Annotated in this window: 18 protein-coding genes; 2 read left to right on the forward strand and 16 right to left on the reverse strand. The window is 32.3% G+C overall.

The annotated features are described in order from the left end of the window. Window positions 1-388: 388 nt before the first annotated feature. The 4 genes from J2Z35_RS10730 to J2Z35_RS10745 form a co-directional block, all read right to left on the reverse strand. A complete protein-coding gene (locus J2Z35_RS10730; protein ID WP_209661410.1) occupies window positions 389-1,303 on the reverse strand; it encodes a pseudouridine-5'-phosphate glycosidase in 915 nt (304 codons plus the stop codon). A 28-nt stretch (window positions 1,304-1,331) separates the two neighbouring features. Then, window positions 1,332-2,411, reverse strand: coding sequence for a carbohydrate kinase (locus J2Z35_RS10735; protein ID WP_209661411.1), 1,080 nt, complete (start codon window positions 2,409-2,411; stop codon window positions 1,332-1,334). 152 nt (window positions 2,412-2,563) lie between these two features. Next, entirely contained in the window at window positions 2,564-3,139 is a 576-nt protein-coding gene (locus tag J2Z35_RS10740; protein WP_209661412.1) for a flavin reductase family protein, read from the reverse strand. Window positions 3,140-3,327: 188 nt separating this feature from the next. Next, the gene (locus J2Z35_RS10745) at window positions 3,328-3,867 is read right to left on the reverse strand and encodes an NUDIX hydrolase (RefSeq protein ID WP_209661413.1); all 540 of its coding nucleotides are present in this window, start codon (window positions 3,865-3,867) and stop codon (window positions 3,328-3,330) included. Window positions 3,868-4,369: 502 nt separating this feature from the next. Here J2Z35_RS10745 and hisS point away from each other — a divergent pair. Continuing rightward, window positions 4,370-5,659, forward strand: coding sequence for a histidine--tRNA ligase (gene hisS, locus J2Z35_RS10750; RefSeq protein WP_209661414.1), 1,290 nt, complete (start codon window positions 4,370-4,372; stop codon window positions 5,657-5,659). Here the strand turns inward: hisS and J2Z35_RS10755 are convergent, their stop codons facing one another. Genes J2Z35_RS10755 through J2Z35_RS10765 form a run of 3 tightly spaced genes read right to left on the reverse strand, consistent with a single transcriptional unit; the run spans window position 5,660 to window position 7,832 of the window. Next, window positions 5,660-6,082 (reverse strand): hypothetical protein, encoded by a 423-nt coding sequence (locus J2Z35_RS10755; protein WP_209661415.1) that lies wholly within the window; start codon window positions 6,080-6,082, stop codon window positions 5,660-5,662. Between the two features lie 10 nt (window positions 6,083-6,092). Next, window positions 6,093-6,629, reverse strand: a complete 537-nt coding sequence (locus tag J2Z35_RS10760) for a LytTR family DNA-binding domain-containing protein (RefSeq protein ID WP_209661416.1) — start codon at window positions 6,627-6,629, stop codon at window positions 6,093-6,095. A 24-nt stretch (window positions 6,630-6,653) separates the two neighbouring features. Further along, window positions 6,654-7,832 carry a serine hydrolase domain-containing protein gene (locus J2Z35_RS10765; RefSeq protein WP_209661417.1) on the reverse strand — a complete coding sequence of 393 codons (1,179 nt, stop codon included), beginning with the start codon at window positions 7,830-7,832 and terminating at the stop codon, window positions 6,654-6,656. A gap of 310 nt (window positions 7,833-8,142) precedes the next feature. Here J2Z35_RS10765 and J2Z35_RS10770 point away from each other — a divergent pair, with 310 nt between their 5' ends. Beyond that, complete coding sequence (locus J2Z35_RS10770) at window positions 8,143-9,627, forward strand: peptidoglycan DD-metalloendopeptidase family protein (RefSeq protein WP_209661418.1); 1,485 nt, start codon at window positions 8,143-8,145, stop codon at window positions 9,625-9,627. Window positions 9,628-9,759: 132 nt separating this feature from the next. Here the strand turns inward: J2Z35_RS10770 and J2Z35_RS10775 are convergent, their stop codons facing one another. The 9 genes from J2Z35_RS10775 to J2Z35_RS10815 form a co-directional block, all read right to left on the reverse strand. Next, entirely contained in the window at window positions 9,760-11,256 is a 1,497-nt protein-coding gene (locus J2Z35_RS10775) for an aspartate ammonia-lyase (protein ID WP_330623441.1), read from the reverse strand. Between the two features lie 51 nt (window positions 11,257-11,307). After that, on the reverse strand, window positions 11,308-12,906 hold the full coding sequence (locus tag J2Z35_RS10780) for an FAD-dependent oxidoreductase (RefSeq protein ID WP_209661419.1): 1,599 nt from the start codon (window positions 12,904-12,906) through the stop codon (window positions 11,308-11,310). Window positions 12,907-12,935: 29 nt separating this feature from the next. Continuing rightward, window positions 12,936-13,616 (reverse strand): 4Fe-4S dicluster domain-containing protein, encoded by a 681-nt coding sequence (locus J2Z35_RS10785; RefSeq protein WP_209661420.1) that lies wholly within the window; start codon window positions 13,614-13,616, stop codon window positions 12,936-12,938. Window positions 13,617-13,661: 45 nt separating this feature from the next. Beyond that, a complete protein-coding gene (locus J2Z35_RS10790) occupies window positions 13,662-14,507 on the reverse strand; it encodes an FAD/NAD(P)-binding protein (RefSeq protein ID WP_209661421.1) in 846 nt (281 codons plus the stop codon). Then, window positions 14,507-15,535 (reverse strand): 4Fe-4S dicluster domain-containing protein, encoded by a 1,029-nt coding sequence (locus J2Z35_RS10795; protein ID WP_209661422.1) that lies wholly within the window; start codon window positions 15,533-15,535, stop codon window positions 14,507-14,509. Before J2Z35_RS10795 ends, J2Z35_RS10790 begins: the two co-directional genes overlap by 1 nt. Then, the gene (locus J2Z35_RS10800; protein ID WP_209661423.1) at window positions 15,535-16,515 is read right to left on the reverse strand and encodes a 4Fe-4S dicluster domain-containing protein; all 981 of its coding nucleotides are present in this window, start codon (window positions 16,513-16,515) and stop codon (window positions 15,535-15,537) included. Before J2Z35_RS10800 ends, J2Z35_RS10795 begins: the two co-directional genes overlap by 1 nt. Beyond that, a complete protein-coding gene (locus J2Z35_RS10805; RefSeq protein WP_209661424.1) occupies window positions 16,503-16,967 on the reverse strand; it encodes a hydrogenase iron-sulfur subunit in 465 nt (154 codons plus the stop codon). Before J2Z35_RS10805 ends, J2Z35_RS10800 begins: the two co-directional genes overlap by 13 nt. Next, window positions 16,958-18,943, reverse strand: a complete 1,986-nt coding sequence (locus tag J2Z35_RS10810) for a CoB--CoM heterodisulfide reductase iron-sulfur subunit A family protein (RefSeq protein WP_209661425.1) — start codon at window positions 18,941-18,943, stop codon at window positions 16,958-16,960. Before J2Z35_RS10810 ends, J2Z35_RS10805 begins: the two co-directional genes overlap by 10 nt. Before the next feature lie 85 nt (window positions 18,944-19,028). Beyond that, window positions 19,029-19,439, reverse strand: a complete 411-nt coding sequence (locus J2Z35_RS10815) for a 4Fe-4S dicluster domain-containing protein (RefSeq protein WP_209661426.1) — start codon at window positions 19,437-19,439, stop codon at window positions 19,029-19,031. Window positions 19,440-19,446 lie beyond the last annotated feature (7 nt).

The raw sequence follows: 19,446 nt of genomic DNA on the forward strand, positions 1-19,446 counted from the left end.
AAAAAATTTATAATTGAAGAATTCACATTCTTATCGTTAACGTAGTTTTGTGGTATAATTTTCATAGCATGAACCTCCGGTTGGGATATTTGTTTTGTGGTAATTCAATTATACCAAAACCAGATGGTTTCATGCTTTTTTATTGTCAATTATTATTGAATTTTCAAGATTCATATATAGAATTTCATGTGCGAAGTTTTAGTTAATTATAAATACATTTTTTTATTCTCAAGTTTCCCTACTTAAACTTAAAACCCCTATTTTATGGAAAAATATATTCCAAAATAGGGGTTTAACTTTTGAATTTAAAGGCTTTAAGGTATCTATTAGCAAAACTTATATTGATAATATAATTTAGATCCTTAATTATAATTATTTAATTGTTTGATTACAACTTAGAGAATTCAACTGCTAATTGAGCTCCAACCTTAGCGTTGTTGTAAACCAATTGAATGTTTGATTCTAAGCTTTCTCCTCCAGTGATTTCTTTTACTTTAGATAATAAGAAAGGAGTGCTCTCTTTCCCTTTAATCCCTTTTTCTTCTGCTTCTATTACAGCTTCATTTATTGCTTTTGTTATTGTATCATAATCCATTTCATATTCTGCTTGAATTGGGTTGGCTACAACTAAGCCGCCGTTTAGACCTAAATCCCATTTAGCTTTTAATGCCCATGCAAGCTCTTCGGCGCTATCCACTCTATAATCTACAGAAAATCCACTTTTTTTCGTATAGAATGCAGGGAGCTCATCTGTGCCAAAACCAACAACTGGTACTCCTTGAGTTTCCAAATATTCAAGTGTTAGTCCTATATCAAGTATAGACTTAGCGCCTGCGCACACTACAGCTACATTTGTATGAGCCAGTTCTTGAAGATCTGCAGAAATATCGAATGTTTCTGGAGCTCCTCTGTGTACTCCTCCAATTCCACCTGTTGCAAACACTTTAATCCCTGCTAAATCAGCTATAATCATAGTTGTTGCAACAGTAGTTGCTCCATCTAATTTTTTCGCTACTATAAACGGGATATCTCTTCTGCTTGTTTTTACTACTTCTTTACACTTGCCTAAATATTCAATCTCTTCTGTTGTTAAACCGACTTTCAATCTTCCTTGAAGTATCGCTATTGTAGCTGGAATTGCTCCATTATCTCTTATTACTTTTTCAACATTTAAAGCTGTTTCTACATTCTTAGGATATGGCATACCATGAGAAATTATTGTTGATTCTAGTGCCACAACTGGCTTTCCTTCTTTCAAAGCTTTTGAAACCTCTGGATTAATATCTAAATATTTTTCAAACAATTTAATTCCTCCTTAGATTTGATAGATATTATTTCATTATATTTTTTATATTTTCAACTGACATATTTGGATTAATTGTGGCTTCATGAGATAATGCAAGCTCTGCAGCTGACATGGCAAATCTTGCACTATGATTTATATCAAAATCATTATAGTAGCCATAAACTAAGGCTGCTATAAAAGCATCTCCTGCTCCTGTAGCATTTACAACTTTTATTTTATTTCCCGATATATGGCTTTTATTTATACCATCGTTATAATAGAGGCCTTCTTCTCCAAGGCTTATAAAGACTCTTTTTACTCCTTTATTTAAAAAATATTCAGAACAAGACTCAAAATCTTTTTTGCTACTTATTTTTATTCCTGAAAGCATCTCCGCTTCAAGTTTGTTTGGTTTAATTGTGTGAAAATGCCCTATTAAATCTTTAACTTTCATTGCCTTTACAGTAGATACTGTATCTAGAAAAAAATCGTTTTTTTTGTTATTTGTAAGTATATATTCAATTACTTCTTTTGGCATATTAGTATCAATAACACATGCTTTTGAGTTTTCTATTAAATGTTTTTTTTGCTTAATAAAGTCAATATTAATTTTTTCAAAAATATCCATGTGGGCTATAGCAACATTCATATCTCCCTTTTCGTCAAGAATAGCCATGTAAGTTGATGTGGACTGCTGCTTTAATATTAGTGAATCCTGCATATCAAGACCAATGAGCCTTGCTTCATCAAATACCTTATGTCCATAAAGATCATCCCCAACTGCACTAATTAGTTTTGTATGAATTCCCAACTTTACTAGATTTTCTGCAATGTTTCGCCCTACTCCTCCAAATGAAATCTTAACCTTTCCAGGGTTTGAATCCATTTGAACAAGCTTCGAACTTGGAAATCCAACAATATCAACATTGACTCCTCCAACTACTGTTACAAATTCTTCATCTTTAATAATATATCCTTTTCCTGCAATATATCCTTTTTTGATTAAGTTGGTAATATGAACTGCAACAGATGAACGAGTAATACCCAAAGTTTTTGACAAATCATGTTGAGAAATCATTGGTTTTTTTCTTATTAACTCTAATATTTCTTGTTCTCGATTAGTCATCAAACCCTCCTTAACTTTTGCTTAGTTTATAAGCTTATGTTTATAAAAATAATATCATAATATTTTTTTATTTCAATAGTTACTCTATTATTTTTAATTTTTTACAATATAAAACCCTCCATCTTATATAGATGTGGGCTTTATAGAGTTACTTATCTTCTTTTTTTCTTTTTTTTAGCAACAGAATATCCAAATGTACCTAATGAATTACCAAGCTCATAATATGTTCCATGGGAATAAGAAATTGGATTAGCATCTGAAAGATTAAACTTTCCTTTTTTATCCATATATTGCTCATCAACATGAACCCCTAAAATCTCGGCTATAAACATATGATGAGACCCTAATTCTTTAATTTCAATTACTCTACATTCAATATTAACTGGACTTTCTTCTATCATTGGGGCACTTACAAAATTTCCTTTAATCGGTGTGAGTTTATTTTCTTTAAATTTATCACAGTCTCTTCCGGATTTCACACCACAAAAATCTGTTTCTTTTGCTAAATCTTTTGTTGTAAGGTTAATTACAAATTCCATACTTTCTTTAATAAGCTCATATGAATATCTAGTAGGTCTTATTGAAGCATATACCATTGGAGGATTTGTGCAAATAGTTCCTGTCCATGAAATAGTGATAATATTTCCATTTTCCATACTTCCGCAACTTAGCATAACCGCTGGGAGAGGATAAACCATATTTCCTGCTTTCCATAACTGTTTTGACATTTATAACTTCCTTTTCTGTTTATATTTTTAAGTTTAATTATACCAGACTTTATATTTTTGAAAGTTTTAAAAATATCTTTTACTTAAAATAAAAGCCGACTCCACTATAAAAAGTAAAATCGCCCTTTATATTCATCTTGTAATTTAGAACTTCTTAGACGTAAATCAAATTTTAATTAATATTTTTCTTATGCTAATTTTAATATATATTCAGAAAGTATTTTTTCTAAAACATAAGTTTCTCTTTGAATAGAATACCCCATGCTCTCATCTTTATTTTTAATAACTTCTAGGTTGTGATTAATTGCTTTTTTAATATTAACCCAAACAGGCTTAGAACCATTGCTTATTTCATATGACTCGGGATTTGCTTTACCAAGCTCTCTGTCAGCAGAGCACAAATAAAAGTATGAAATTTGATTCATACAGTCATAACCTTCTATATGCGTTGTCCTTATTTCTTCAAAAATCCCAAACTCATCTAGCACATTTACATTTTTTGCGCCCGTTTCTTCAGCTAACTCTCTTTTAAGTCCGTCTATTATAGACTCTTCGGAATCAACTCCTCCCCCTGGGAAACTATAATCATTGTACCTTTTTGTGTAAATCAATAAAATATCTTCTTTATCTATGATAATCCCACGAGCTGTAATTCGTTTTAAGATTTTTTTATCTTCTAGTTCTATATTTTTTAAGGTTTCATGTATATCCTTCTTTAAAATTTTCATAGCTACTCCTATTAGTTACTCTAAATTTTTATTTTTTTATTAACGAACAAATTTTAGTATAAACGAATATTTCCCTTATGTACAGAATTTAAAAATATGGTGTTTTGAATTCATCTACAACAAATTCCCTCTTATATACAATATTTATTTGTATTTTCCATTGTGTTAATATATAATATCTTTTAATAAGTTTTTCAAATAGTATGTAAATTTCTAATTTCAATTTGGAGTGAACATTATGATAAAATCGATTATTTCAAATCTAAATAGGCTACATCATCATCCCTAGAGGCTTGGTCTACATCTGTAGATACAGGTCTATATCTGTTTGGACCTATATCTCAAGAGATGATAATAAATCTAGTTATTTATTAGAAGCTATGTGAGATATAAATTCTCCCATAGCTTTTTTATTGATATTAAAGAAAGTTTTAACCTGCCATAAGTAATCGTTGATTGCATTGAGGCTATAGTTTCACTATACAAAAGGAGGAATATTGCTATGAAAAAAAGTTTTATTAGACCTTCAATTCTACCAGGATTTATGGAACTTCTTCCAAAAGAGCAGAGAATATTTGATGATATTGCATCCAAAATTTTGGATGTATATGAAAGAAATGGTTGTTTTCCCATTGATACCCCAGTAATTGAAAAATCAGAAGTACTTCTTGTGAAATCTGGTGGAGAAACTGAAAAGCAGGTATATGCCTTTCAAAAAGGAAAGAATAATTTAGCTCTTAGGTTTGACCTTACTGTTCCTTTTGCCAGATATGTAGCACAGCACTTAAACGAGCTTGAATTCCCATTTAAAAGATATCAGCTTGGAAAAGTTTATAGAGGAGAAAGAAATCAAAGGGGTAGATATAGAGAGTTTTATCAACTGGATATAGACGTTATTAATAAAGATAAGCTAAGCGTTGACAACGATGCTTGGGTTATAAGTCTTGCATCAAAAGCTTTTAAGGAGATATCTCTCCCAACTTACAAATTCCAAATTAGCAATAGAAAAATATTAAGCGGGGTATTTGATTATTTAAATATTGAAAATAGTTTGCAGGTCATGAACCTAATCGATAAGTTCGATAAGGTAATGCCAGATGAATTTAACAGAGAGCTTATAGATTTGATAGGCGAAGAAAAAAGTGATTTTATAAATAAAATCATGAGTTTTTCAGGTGCTCCAAATCAAATCGTAAATGAACTAAAAAAACTTGATATTAATGATATATATAGAGAAGGGGTAGAAGAACTGGCTAGGGTCATAAAAATACTAGATATTTTAAAAGTAGATAAAAAAGAGTATGATATTAATCTGAAAATTATAAGAGGTCTTGATTATTATACTGGTACTGTATTTGAAACAAAGCTTATTGGATATGAGAGCTACGGCTCTATTTGCTCTGGGGGAAGATATGATAATTTAGCCGAAAACTATACTGACACTATACTTCCTGGTGTCGGAATATCAATAGGACTTACAAGACTATTTTTTGTACTTCAAGAAATCGGCTTTATAGATAGCTATAATCTAAGTACTGAAAATGATTATTTAATCATACCTGTTGGAGACACCATAGAGTATTGCTCTATAGTTCTAGACAAACTCCTAAAAAAAGGATACAGAGCTTCAATATATTTCGAAGAAGCCTCTTTGAAGAAAAAAATGAAATATGCAGATAATCTAGGAATTCAAAATGTTGTCATTATTGGTGAAGAAGAAGTAATTAATAAAAAAGTTAAGATAAAAAATATGGTAAGTGGAAAAGAGGATATTGTAGAGATTGAAAATTAGCTACTTTTCTTTTAATGTGCCTTTAAACAACTTCAACTTCCTCTGAGTTCTGATATAAAAAATATAATCTGCAATATTGGCTATCAAAACAATCCCCAGAACAATCCTGAGAATTGGTAAAAATTCACTCGTTTCATTCTTCATCATCCCTAGTGTGACTATCAATATGCATGTTGTGACAATTAAAGCAATTATATTATTAATCAAAAAGTAATTACGCGAGTTTGCCAAGGTAATGGGAATTTTTGATGTTATCCATTCTGTAATAAAACCGATTATTAACCCTATTGTTCCGGTATTTATTAATATCAAAAATCTATATGATACCGATGCATCAGCGCTATCATTAATTTGCAGTACGATGCCGATAAATACCCCTAAAAAAAATGATTTAATGATATTTTTAAAATGAATCTTCTCCATCTTGGTCCTCCTATATTTTCAGTGTATTTCTAAGTATTTTTGAGTACATTTTTGACACTTCCAATTCAGCACCATTAGCCATCTTAAGTACATATCTTGAATTGAACCAAGGAATAATTTCTTTTACATGCAAAAGGTTGATCAATTGGGATTTATTAGCTCTAATAAATCCCTTTTCTGACCATAGCATTTCATAGTACTGTAAGGTTTCTTTCATACTATACTCATGTAAAATTGTATGAGCAACAATACAGTCGGAATTTACTTCCACAAATAAAATATCCTTTGGTTCTATCAAGACGTATTTATTTTCCCTAAACCCTGTAACCGTATCCTTGTGTAAATTGTTTCTATTACCTGAAATCAATAGCTTCACCACAGTCATATAATCAATGGCATCAAAAACAATACATAGTTTATCCTCAGGTATCTCATAGCCTCTTTCAACTAATACCAGTTCATACTCTGCATCTCTCTCAATATTATATTTGGATAACTCTACTTTCAGCTTTTCACAAACTTTTTTAGAACCCACCAATTGAATCATTGTCTCTCCTATAATCTCAATTGTTTATTTTATCACCATTCTGTCAAAAATCATTCTGATTTTGATTAACTCTTCAATACTCTTCTCCATAAATTCAATGGAGCCAAAATTGGCAATGAAATATGTGTCTTTTTCTTTATCATAAAACATATACACGCCTGTAGTACCCATGCCTCCATAAACATCTGTCATAAAGCCCAACAAAGGGGATAATTCACTAAAATCAAACCTCATCATACCCATTCCATAATAAATCCCTTTGTCATATTTTTCTTTAAAATCCGTCATCTGAGAATATACTTCGTACGATAAAAAATTACCGCTTTCCAAAGCCATCATGAACGCCAATAAATCATCCATAGTAGTTACAATACCGCCTCCGGACCAATCTAGGGATAATGCATTTTTATCACTATAATCCATTCCATCAATATAAATACCCAGTATATCAGTTTCTTCATCCTCATAAAACATTAAATAACTGTCATTCATATCCAAAGATTCAAATATTCTCTCATGCAAAATTTCAGAATAAGGTTTTTGCTCTATCTCTTCCAAAATAAGCCCTAACAAAATGTATCCAGTGTCCGAATAATGAAATTGTTCTCCAGGCTTTCCAACAGGCCTTTGATACTCTCTCGTAAAAGCAATCAGGTTTTCTGGTGTAAACATAAGGTCTGGATTCTCTTTAATCATTTCTAACATCGTTTTTCCGTTATCAACAGGGTCTTGAAAATAATCTCCTACGCCTGATGTATGGCGAAGTAAATGTTCAATAGTAACTTCACCGCTATAATCTATTCCATCTACAATAAATAAGCCTTCAAGGTCTTCTTCCAACCATGAGCTAATCTTATCCTCAAACTGTATTTTCCCTTCATCTACTAATAAACCATATATTGTAGCACACATAGTTTTACCTATACTTGCCGAATGAAATTGACTGGTCTTTTTCACTGGTTCATCTGTTGACATATTAGCTTTACCTACTGCAAACTGTCCAAAATAACCTGTCTTATTTGAAGATATTGTCATTAAAGCACTGGATAATGAATCATTATCATCCACTACTTTTGTCAGATGTTTATTAATTTTAGCATTAGCTACCTCTTCAGATATTGGTCTATTTAGATAAAGCATGAAGCTAATTGCAATTATTAAACAACTTATTATAGCTATTAATATTTTAAATCGTAGTTTCATATTTGACCACCTTTCTTTTTATATAACGGATAACCCAATATTACTTCACACTTCAAAAAAATTATATATTTATCCGTTAAGTGGTCAAAATTAAAGGCTAAGATGTCATTTACTATATATTAAAATACCCATTAAAAATATTATGATGTTATAATAGATCTTCATTAGCATATTTAGATTTTATTGAAATAAAAAATATTGGGTATGAAAACTACAGAGTTATTTGCTATGCAAGGAGATATTGTAACTGGGAAAATATGCGTAAAGCTTAATGACTTATTTTTGTAACTGTTTGAAAGGAGTGCAATAAATGTCCTATAAATATATAAAACGAATGTTCAGCTTGATTCTCTCAATTAGTATTATTACTGTATTCTCTATTAATGTTGGAGCACCTTCCTTTGCTACGAGTTTTAGTGATATAGATAATCACTGGGCAAAATCATATATAGAAACGGCTTCAACTTACAATGCTGTTTCTGGTTATCCAGATGGTACTTTTAAACCTAATAACAATATTAAAAGAGTTGAATTTATTGCAATAATTGTTAATTCCCTAGGACTTGATATAAGAGATTCATTACAAGGTGAATATTGGGGCGAGCCCTTTATCGAAGCAGCTCTAACAAACGGTCTTATCGTTTCAAATGAATATGGGAATATAAATGAATCTACGTTTAATCAAAACATATCAAGAGAAGAAATGGCAAGCATTGTAGTCAATGCATACATTAAATCAGAAGGCTCAATTAATCCTTTAATTCTAAATGAAGCAAGTTCAAGATTAAGTGATTTTGATACAGTATCGCCTAATTATTTTGAGAACTCAATTGCCTCTGTTGCATTAGAGTTCATATCAGGTTATCCAGATGGAACATTTGCTCCTAAAGAGCCTGCCAATAGGGCACAAGCCTCTGTACTTTCATATAAACTGCTTGTAAAACTAGGAATTATAACAAATCCCAACCTTGCTGAAAATATTGTACTTTCAAAAAATTCCCTTACACAGGGTGATTTATTAAAAATAACTATATATCACGCATCCAGTGCTTCAGCAATATCTTTAAATCAAGACTTGTATCCAGCTTTCAGATGGTATGAATCAGGAGGCCTTATCCAAGGGTATATCCCAACAAACTATAATACAAAACCAGGAAAATATACTCTTAGATTTACTAATTCTGAAACTGGAAATGAATCAACAAAAGACATCGAAATCCTTGCAAGAAGTTTTAAAGTTCAAAACCTAAGGGTTGATCCAAATATTGAATCTAGTACTAGAAATGATGAAGCATACGCCCAATATAGGAAATACTTCAATCCTTCTAGGTTAGTTTCATCACCTGTAAAGTATTATACAGAATCATTTCTACTTCCCACTAAAGGTAGACTTACTACTGAATTTGGAGAAAGACGTTCTGTAAATGGTTCATTAACGACTTACAGACATGCTGGAATTGACATTGCAGCCCCTCTTAATACTGATATTGTTGCATCAAATACTGGTAAGGTTACTTTATCAATGTTTCTAACCTTAACTGGCAATAGTATTGTTATAGACCATGGAGAAGGACTCTTTAGTGTTTATTTTCACCTCGAACAATTACTTGTAAACGAAGGAGATGTAATAAATCGAGGTCAAAAGATTGGAACAGTTGGCTCTACAGGTTTTTCAACTGGTCCTCACCTTCATTTTACGATGTCTTATTATGATTTTAATATTGAACCTGGTTTTATTCTTTATGGAGAAAGTATTACAAAAGAAAATTATTCATCATTAATGAAATCTTACTAAATCAAAATAAAATATATTGATAAAAGATTTATCTTTTTATAGTAATCAACCTCCTCCTTAAATTATATTCACATTTTAGGAGGAGGTTTTTAAAGTTGTTAATTATTATAATATTAAACTAGCTTTAATAAATTAAATAGTTCTAAGTCCCAAGATTTTTGCCCCTGCAACTCCTGGTTCTGTCATTTCTTTCGGCTGAAGTATTATGTCTAACTCTTCTTCTGTTAAAAAACCTTTCTTTAATACTACTTCCCGTACACTTCTTCTGGTTTCTAAAACTTCTTTTGCAATTGCTGAACTTTTTTCATACCCTATATGAGGATTTAAAGCTGTTACTACTCCAATACTATTGTCTACACGTTTTTTGCATTCTTCTTCATTGGCTAAAATTCCAACTATACATCTTTCAGTCAGTACTTTTACTCCATTTGTAAGAATTTCAATAGATTCAAACATATTTTTAAATATCACAGGTGCCATTACATTTAACTGAAACTGTCCTGCTTCTGAAGCCATTGCTATAGCATGATCATTTCCTTGTATTTGAAAACAAATTTGATTCATCATCTCTATCATTACAGGATTTACTTTCCCTGGCATAATTGAGGAACCTGGCTGAACTGCAGGTAGCTTAATTTCCATAAGACCACATATAGGACCAGAAGCCATTAATCTTAGGTCATTACACATTTTAGAAAGATTTAGTGCACAAGTGCGAATAGATCCTGATAAATGTACGTAACAATCTGTATTTTGAGTAGAATCCATTAAATGCTCTGCTAATTTGATATCCATTCCTGTAATAATTGAAAGTTCCTCAATTGCAGCCTTAATGTATTCAGGGTCAGCATTTAGACCTGTACCAACAGCTGTAGCACCCAAATTAACATTATTTAGAGATTCCATGGCTTGATTTATACGTTTTATATCTCGAGTGATTAAACGCGCATAAGCTCCAAATTCCTGTCCAAGTCTTATAGGAATAGCATCTTGAAGATGAGTTCTACCAATTGTAACAATATCATCAAATTGAATTTCTTTTTCTTTCAAAGCCCCTAAAAGTTTTTCAAGACTTTCTATAAGGCTTTGTCTCATACTTAAAACAGCTATTTTAAATGCAGTTGGAACGACATCATTTGTTGATTGAGCCATATTAACATGGGTGTTAGGGGAAATAATGTCATATCTCCCTTTCTCTTCTCCTAATATTTCTAGTCCTCTATTTGCCAATATCTCATTGACATTCATATTAATTGAGGTACCAGCTCCTCCTTGAATGGACTCCACTATAATTTCATTATCAAATTTCCCATCTATAAATTCATGACAAGCTATTTTTAATGCATTTCCAATTTCATAAGGCATACTTTTAGTTTTTAAATTGGCTTCAATGCAAGCATATTTAACTAGTCCCATACCCCAAATCAGTTTTTTATGTATTTTATGACCTGAAAGTGGAAAATTCTCCTTTGCTCTCCTTGACTGTATCCCATAATAAGCATTTTGTGGTATTTCCATTCTTCCTAAACAATCTTTTTCTATCCTCATGATGCTACTAAGATTGTTTCTATATTCTAATTCCATACTTTCTGTTATACTTTCCCCCATTTTTATTAAAGTTTCTACCACTTAAATCAACCTCCCATTATATCTCTTCAATAAGTGTTTACTAAGATTTTTTTATCTTCTATGAGTATATTGTGGCAATAACATTGGAGCTACTCTCTGGGTTTTTATATTATTCTCCTCAAGGCTTTTGTGATAAGTATTTATATGTTCAAGACTAAGACCTGTAACTTTTATATTTTTGCTTTTTTCACCTGCATGAGCTCCAGCTCTTCTTCCAAATACAAGGATATCTAAAAGAGAATTTCCCATTAACCTGTTATTTCCATGGACTCCTCCAGAAGTCTCACCTGCAACGTATAGATTTTCTACGTTTGTCTCACCATGTTCGTTTATTAAAATTCCTCCATTTTGATAGTGAAGTGTTGGATAAACTAAAATAGGTTCTTTTCTCATATCTATCCCAAATTTCTGATACATTCTTAGCATCCCTGGAACTCTTTTCTCTAATGTACCCTCTCCGTGAAGCATATCAATTAGAGGTGTATCTAACCATACACCTTCTACTCCACTAGGAGTTTTAATTCCTTTTTTTCTAATTTGACATTCTCTGATTATAGCCGATGCCTCTACATCTCTTGTTTCAAGATGATAAACAAATTGTTCACCATCAATATTCAAAGGGGTTGCTCCAATACTTCGAACTTTTTCTGTAACTAGTGCTCCAAATATTTGAGGAGGATATGCAACTCCTGTTGGATGATACTGTATAGTATCTGCAAATATAAGTTTTGCTCCTGCTCTATATCCAAGTACAAGGCCATCAGCTGTAGCACCGTAATGATTTGAAGTTGGAAATCCCTGATAGTGAAGTCTTCCAGCTCCACCTGTCGCTAATATTACAGTTTTTGCTTTTGCTATTAAGTATTCTTCGGTTTCTAGATTATATAATACAGCTCCAGCTGCTTTACCCTCATCATCCAATAAGAGTTCTACCGCTGGTGAAAACTCTACTACCTCAATATCTCTATTGATTGCTTCATCTCTAAGAACTCTCATTATTTCCGCTCCAGTATAATCTGCAGCAGCATGCATTCTTTTTATGGAAGTTCCACCCCCATGAGTTGTAATCATTCTTCCATCATTCTCTTTGTCAAACATCACGCCAAAGTCATTTAGCCACTTAATTACCTCTGGAGCATCTTTTACAAGAGCTTCTACAAGTTCGGGAATATTAGTGAAGTGCCCTCCACCCATAACGTCTATATAATGTTTTGCTGGAGAATCCTCTGGTTTATCAGCTGCCTGAATTCCTCCTTCAGCCATAATAGTATTTGCATCCCCAAAACGCAATTTTGTGGCAAGTAATACCTTCGCTCCTTTTTTAGTAGCTTCAAGAGCTGCAGCAGTTCCAGCTCCTCCTCCGCCAATTATTAAAACATCTACATCATAATTTGTTTTACTTAAATCTATATTTATATTTTCAAGTCTACTTTTAGCTTCAATTAAATCAGCCAGTTCTAAAGGAACTTTATCCCCTTTGTTTTTTCCTAGTCTTAATTCTCTAAAATTTTCCTCTTTATAATCAGGATGATTTTCTTGCAGCACTTCTTCTTTCTCCTGTGGAGTCATTCTTTCAAATTGAACGCCTAACCTTTCGCTACGGGTAGCTTCTACCTTCTTAATAAGCTCCTTCATTTGCGCCGTATACATACTAGTCCCCCCTTCTATATTTAGATATTTTATTTTTCAATCTCCCTAGTGTTGTATAACTCTTTTAACTCATTAATGCTTTTGTTCATTAGTTCTTTAATGGAATCATCATGTTTTCCTTGTCTTATCTCTTCAACTCTTTCATTTAAATACTCTGTCTCAGCTGCAATATATTTTCCTGTAAGACGTCTCGCCAAAAGACCTACTTGATAATGGGTTATGTTGGCAGGACATCTAGATGCACATATTCCACACATCACACAATCAAAAGATGAATGGGCACAATTTTCCAAATCTCCTCTTTGAGCATATGCTATATATTGCATTACATTTAAATCTTGAGAACAGCCTTTTGTACATGAATTGCATCCTATGCAGCTATAAATTTCAGGATAAAGCTTTACCATAGTATCAGCATTTGGTTCTAATTCCTCTAAATTATAAGCTTTTTTATCTCCTGGAAAAAACGGTAGCTGTGTTAGATACATTCCATCCTCAACTTTAGTTTGACAGGCTAGATTTACTTTTAGTTCTTTCTGGCCTTTGATTCTGTATATAGTTGCGCAGGCTCCACAGAATCCTGATCTGCATCCGCATCCCCTAGTAAGCTTATAACCTGCATATTCCATAGAATCCATTATTGTCAAGCTTTCTGGTACTGAGTATTTTTTTCCTAATATATATATATCAACCATTTCTTTTTGGGACATTATTTGCCTCCTTATTTATCCTAAAATATATAATTTTCTAGATAATTAATATTCATCAGGTAGTTTTTGTATTTCATCACATCTAAATACTGGTCCATCTTTGCAAACATACTTATCTCCTATATTGCATCTTCCGCATTTTCCGATTCCACACTTCATCTTTAATTCTAATGTTGTATAGACTTGTTCCTTTTTAAAACCCAATTCCTCTAACCCTTGAAGTACATATTTAATCATAATTGGAGGTCCACAAACTAAAACAACTTTGTTTGTATCAAAATTAAGTTCTTTTATATAGTTAGGCACAAACCCTACATGCCCATCCCAATCTTTTTCTTCTCTATCAACCGTTAAATATACCTTTGTATCCTTTTTAGTTGGCCAATTCTCAAAGATATCTTTTCTGTGTACCAAATCTTTTGAAGTTCTAGCACCATAAACTATGTCAATTTTCCCATAATCAGCCCTATTGTCCATTGTATAATTTATAACCGACCTAAGAGGTGCTAGCCCTATTCCACCTGCTATAAATAAAATATCCTTCCCTTTAAGTTCATCATTTACAGGAAAATTATTTCCATATGGACCTCTAATACCAATTTCACTTTCTATTTCAAGTTCATGCAAATAATCTGTAACAAGTCCGCACCTTTTTATACTGAATTCCATAAAATTTTTCTCTGTTGGAGAAGATGTTATGGAAAATATTGCCTCTCCTATAGGTGGAATTGATATCATGGCGCATTGGCCAGGCTTAAAATCAAAACATCTGCCACTTTTTGGATTTTCAACTCTAAAAGTTGAGACATCCCTTGTATCAATTCTAATATCCTTTATTACTGCAATCTCTGGTATTAAAGGATCTATGTGATTATCACATCCACAAGCCATTATATTTCACCACCTAACTTTTTAATAACTTTAACTATATTCATATTTACAGGGCATTTTTCTATACATCTTCCGCATCCAACACAGGCATACTCCCCATGATTATTTGGATAATATACTAATTTATGCATGAATCTTTGTCTGAACCTTTCTTTTTGGTTGACTCTTGGATTTCCATGAGCCATTAGGGTAAAGTCAGAAAACATACAAGAATCCCAACAACGAAATCTCAGGCTATTTTTTTGACCATCAAAATCTTGAATATCATAACAGTGGCATGTTGGGCATACATATGTACAAGCCCCACAACCTAAACAGCTTTTACTCACTTGATCCCAAACTTCAGATTCAAATAATTCATTTAAATCACCTTGAATCGTTTGGGGATTTAGACTCGCTAATGGAAGTTCCTTAATTTTTTTTCTTATGTTCTCTTTTACTATTTCCAATTCCTTTAAATCCTTCTCATTTACATCCTCTAAAATATCCTCTAGTTTTTTAGTTAATTCTTCCCCTTTTTCTGTTAGTGGCTTCCAGATAATTGAATTCTCAAGAGTCCATATAAATATATCTGAACCATTTTTTAACTCTTCTGGGTTTATGTCGAAAGAACTGCAAAAGCAGGTTTCTTCAGGCTCTACACATGCAGCTGAAATAATAACTCCTTTATTTCTTTTTTCTTCGTATAACCTATCTACCGGTTCTCTTAAAAAAACATGGTCTATAAGATTAAATGCTTTAGCATCGCAAGGTCTTACCCCAAAGAGAACATAATCTTCCCTTTCTTCATCAACCCTTTCAATCTTAAGTTTTTTGCCTTCAGACTTAAACTTTAAATAAGTCTCACTTTGAGGAAATACAAAGTTTTTCGGCGATGTATTTGTTTTTATTTCCAAATTTATATTTACTTCATCTTCCCATCTAGAAAAGTTAACTATTCCTTCATTTTCAATAGGTACGTATAATTCATAATCCTTGCTAACATGATTGCACAATTGAGAGAATTTGTTTTTTAAAATTTTTTTCATTACTTCCTCCCCTTAGGTATTTCAAAAGGATCTATATCTTCTAAATCATATGTAGTTAGAGTTGATTTCCCTTTTGAACTTAAACCCGCATCATATTCACCATATAGCTGAGTTATATCTTTTATTATCTTTTTATTTAGTTTTTCAAGAGGAATCCCCTCTGGACAGACTCTACTGCATTCACCACAATCCACACATCGACCAGCCACATGGTAAGCTCTTATAATATGAAAAAACTGATCTTCGCTATCAACTTTTGCTTTACTTGATACTCCAGATTCTACGTTTTCAAAAATACATTTTTGACAATTACAGGCTGGACATATATTTCTACAAGCATAACATCTAACACACTTTGAAAATTGATTAGACCAATAATCAAACTTTTCGTCTGCAGACATGGCTTCAATTTCCTCCACATCCTGAAATTTATCTTCTTGATCTACTTTTTTAGTGATTTTGTTTCCAATTATTTCATCAAAAACTACAGGATTAGGGTTTTCACAGAGAATACATTTATCGTATTTCACTTCTTTTGCTGAAATATTATTTTCTCCATTTTTTGTAACAAAGATTACATTTTCTTCATCTCTTTGTACATCCATAATTCCTTTTAATAATCCCATTTTTTTTATTTTTTTAGGATCGAGCATCCCATTACAAGGTACTCCAAAAATTACAACGTTTTCTGGATTTATTCTATTGTCTTGAACTATTTGATTAAAACTTAAAGAATCGCACCCTTTTATGAAAACACCTATTTTTTCAGTTGTTTTTAGTTCTTCAATTAAATATTTGCTCAAATTATTGACGCAAAATAAATCCCAAATTAATGTTTCTATTTCATCTATATCCGAAATAAATACAGGACATGATTCATAAGGAAAATCTCCCTTTGAAAACCCTAATATTTTATCAACTTTTCTATTTGAAAGATGTTCTTTAGCAATATCTCTAATCTTTAAAGTTATCTCTTCCATCTTGTATCCCTCAGCTTTCTATTTGGACCAAGTTTATGGACCTTTTCTAAAACCTCGTTCATTACTGATGCAAATTTATTAGCTTCTGCAGCTGAAATCCAATCAACCTTAAAACGTTCTTTTTCTATACCTATATAATCAAGTAAGTTTGTGAAGAGTGTTAAGCGGCGTCTTGTAAAGTAGTTTCCTGTTGAATAATGGCAGTCTCCAGGGTGACAGCCTGCACATACAACACCATCAGCTCCATTTTGAAATGCTCTTAATACAAATTTTGGATTCACTCTACATGAACATGGAACTTTTATAATTTTTATATTAGCAGGATAATTCAACCTACTCGTCCCAGCCAAATCAGCTCCTGCATAACTGCACCAGTTGCAGCAAAAAGCAACTATCAATGGCTTGAAATCTTGATTTTCAACTTTTGAGTCTTTATTTTCTTCTAATAACATAGTGCATCCACCTCCGCTAAAATCTGTTTGTTGGTGAACCCTTTTAAATCTATAGCACCAGGACGACATGTCACAGTACATCCACCACAGCCCTGACAAAGAGCTTCATTAACTTGAGCAACTGTTTTTATTGTAGATTTTGTATGAGTCTTTATCTCAGTCTCCTTAGAGGATATAGCTTCATATGGGCATATTTTTGAACATTCAAGACATCCACTACAAATATCTTCATTAACTTCTGTAACACATGGATTATTAACAATTTTATTTTTACTTAAAAGTATTATAGCTTTTGCTGCGGCAGCACTTGCCTGTGCAACAGTTTCAGGTATATCTTTTGGCCCTTGACATGCCCCTGCTAAATAAATCCCTGCAGAATGTGTTTCCACTGGACGAAGCTTAGGATGAGCTTCAGTAAAGAAGTTGTTTGTATCAGTGCTTATACTTAGCTTTCTTCCAAGGATTTCTGCATCTTCTTTTGCTTGTGTTGCTGAAGCCAAAACAACCATGTCAGCATAAATTGATATAATATCTCCAGTTAATGAATCTATTCCATTAACTTTAAGGTTTTCACCCTCTGGAAAAACCTTTCCAACCATACCTTTTATGTAATTTACTCCATACTCTTCTACAGCTCTTCTTTGGAATTCATCAAAGTTTTTTCCAGGAGTACGAACATCAATATAAAATACATATACCTCAACATCAGGATACTTATCTTTTATTAACATTGCATGCTTAGCCGTATACATACAGCAAATTTTAGAACAGTAGGATTTCCCTCTTACTGTTTTATCTCTTGATCCTACGCACTGAATAAATACTACATTTTTAGGTTTTTGATTATTAGAAGGTCGAATGAATTTTCCAGATGTTGGACCAGCTGCATTTGTTAGTCTTTCAAACTCAAGTGATGTAATTATATCCGGATGCTCTGCATATCCATACTCTCCAAACTTGTCTAAATTAATAAGGTCATAACCTGTTGAAACTATTATTGCTCCATATTTTTGAGTTACTTTTTTATCTTCCTGATTAAAATCTATTGCACCTGCAGTACATACTTTTTCGCAAAGACCACATTTTCCAGTTTTAAATTTGATACAAGCTCCTCTATCAATTACTGGTACATTAGGTACCGCCTGAGGGAAAGGTGTATAAATCGCAGATCTATTTATGAGACCTTCTTCAAATTCACTTTTTGATTTTTTAGATGGGCATTTTTCTATACACAATCCGCATCCACTACACTTATCCATATTTACACTTCTAGCTTTTTGATTGATAGTCACTTCAAAGTTTCCTACATAACCACTAACGGCTTCTACTTCACTATATGTATATAAATTAATATTTTCATGAGTAGCTGCATCAACCATTTTTGGTGTTAATATACATGCAGAGCAATCAAGTGTTGGAAAAGTCTTATCAATTTGCGCCATTTTCCCACCGATACTTGGAGTTTTTTCAATGATATCAACCTTATATCCTGCATCAGCAATATCAAGTGCAGTTTGTAACCCGGCAATTCCTCCTCCAATTACTAAGGCTCTTTTTTCTAAACCTATTTCACCAGGTATTAGTTCAGTATTTAAAGTAGCTTTTGCTACAGCAGCTCTTACAAGGGCAATTGCTTTTTCTGTTCCATCTTCCTTATTTTTATGAACCCATGAACAATGTTCTCTTATATTCGCAATTTCAATTAAATATGGGTTCAATCCAGCTGAACTTGCAGCTTTTCTAAAAGTAGCTTCATGCATCCTTGGAGAACAGGCAGCTATTACAGCTCTATCTATTCTCTCTTCTTTAATAGCATTTTTTAATAAATTTTGTCCAATCTCAGAACACATATATTGGTAATCTTTAGAAAATACAACTCCAGGCATTTTTGATGCAACTCTTGTTACTTCCTCCACATCAACAGTTCCTGCAATATTACTACCACACCAACAAACGAAAACTCCAATCCTTGCCAATTTTATACCCCCTTAAAACAATAAATTGTTTTAATCTTAACGTTAATTTTTTAACTTAGAATCTAAAAAATAATCTATTAATCCATCATTTATTGTACTTACGAAATCCACTTACAATAGCTTGTTGAGGTATTTTCTCATCAATCTTCATAGGTATATCATCTACTTTAAGTTCACTTTTTCCTTTTTTTCTTATAATAGTAAGGCGTATACCTTCCATTAATTTTGAAATGTCTACATTTCTAGGACAGCGTGCCCCACATGTAAAACATGATGCACAGTTCCATATAGAGCTACTGTTTAATATTTTTTCTATACTTCCTATTTGAAGCAATCTTACAACTTGATGAGGCAATATATCCATATCACTACCTATTGGACAGCTAGCTGAACACTTACCACATTGCATACAATTAAGTATATTCTCCCCACTTATTTCAAGAATTTGATTTAATTCTTTAGTTTTATTGTTAGGACTAACCTTAATTCTAGTCATTGATTAA

The organism is Acetoanaerobium pronyense, from assembly GCF_017874355.1.
GTDB lineage: Bacteria > Bacillota > Clostridia > Peptostreptococcales > Filifactoraceae > Acetoanaerobium > Acetoanaerobium pronyense.

Coding starts and splice junctions, on each gene's coding strand:
- J2Z35_RS10795 (WP_209661422.1), bottom strand. CDS start 15,535: ATGAAAAAAATTTTAAAAAACAAATTCTCTCAATTGTGCAATCATGTT.
- J2Z35_RS10805 (WP_209661424.1), bottom strand. CDS start 16,967: ATGTTATTAGAAGAAAATAAAGACTCAAAAGTTGAAAATCAAGATTTC.
- J2Z35_RS10800 (WP_209661423.1), bottom strand. CDS start 16,515: ATGGAAGAGATAACTTTAAAGATTAGAGATATTGCTAAAGAACATCTT.
- J2Z35_RS10745 (WP_209661413.1), bottom strand. CDS start 3,867: ATGAAAATTTTAAAGAAGGATATACATGAAACCTTAAAAAATATAGAA.
- J2Z35_RS10780 (WP_209661419.1), bottom strand. CDS start 12,906: ATGTATACGGCGCAAATGAAGGAGCTTATTAAGAAGGTAGAAGCTACC.
- J2Z35_RS10770 (WP_209661418.1), top strand. CDS start 8,143: ATGTCCTATAAATATATAAAACGAATGTTCAGCTTGATTCTCTCAATT.
- J2Z35_RS10760 (WP_209661416.1), bottom strand. CDS start 6,629: ATGATTCAATTGGTGGGTTCTAAAAAAGTTTGTGAAAAGCTGAAAGTA.
- J2Z35_RS10765 (WP_209661417.1), bottom strand. CDS start 7,832: ATGAAACTACGATTTAAAATATTAATAGCTATAATAAGTTGTTTAATA.
- J2Z35_RS10785 (WP_209661420.1), bottom strand. CDS start 13,616: ATGTCCCAAAAAGAAATGGTTGATATATATATATTAGGAAAAAAATAC.
- J2Z35_RS10790 (WP_209661421.1), bottom strand. CDS start 14,507: ATGGCTTGTGGATGTGATAATCACATAGATCCTTTAATACCAGAGATT.
- J2Z35_RS10740 (WP_209661412.1), bottom strand. CDS start 3,139: ATGTCAAAACAGTTATGGAAAGCAGGAAATATGGTTTATCCTCTCCCA.
- J2Z35_RS10735 (WP_209661411.1), bottom strand. CDS start 2,411: ATGACTAATCGAGAACAAGAAATATTAGAGTTAATAAGAAAAAAACCA.
- J2Z35_RS10755 (WP_209661415.1), bottom strand. CDS start 6,082: ATGGAGAAGATTCATTTTAAAAATATCATTAAATCATTTTTTTTAGGG.
- J2Z35_RS10815 (WP_209661426.1), bottom strand. CDS start 19,439: ATGACTAGAATTAAGGTTAGTCCTAACAATAAAACTAAAGAATTAAAT.
- hisS (WP_209661414.1), top strand. CDS start 4,370: ATGAAAAAAAGTTTTATTAGACCTTCAATTCTACCAGGATTTATGGAA.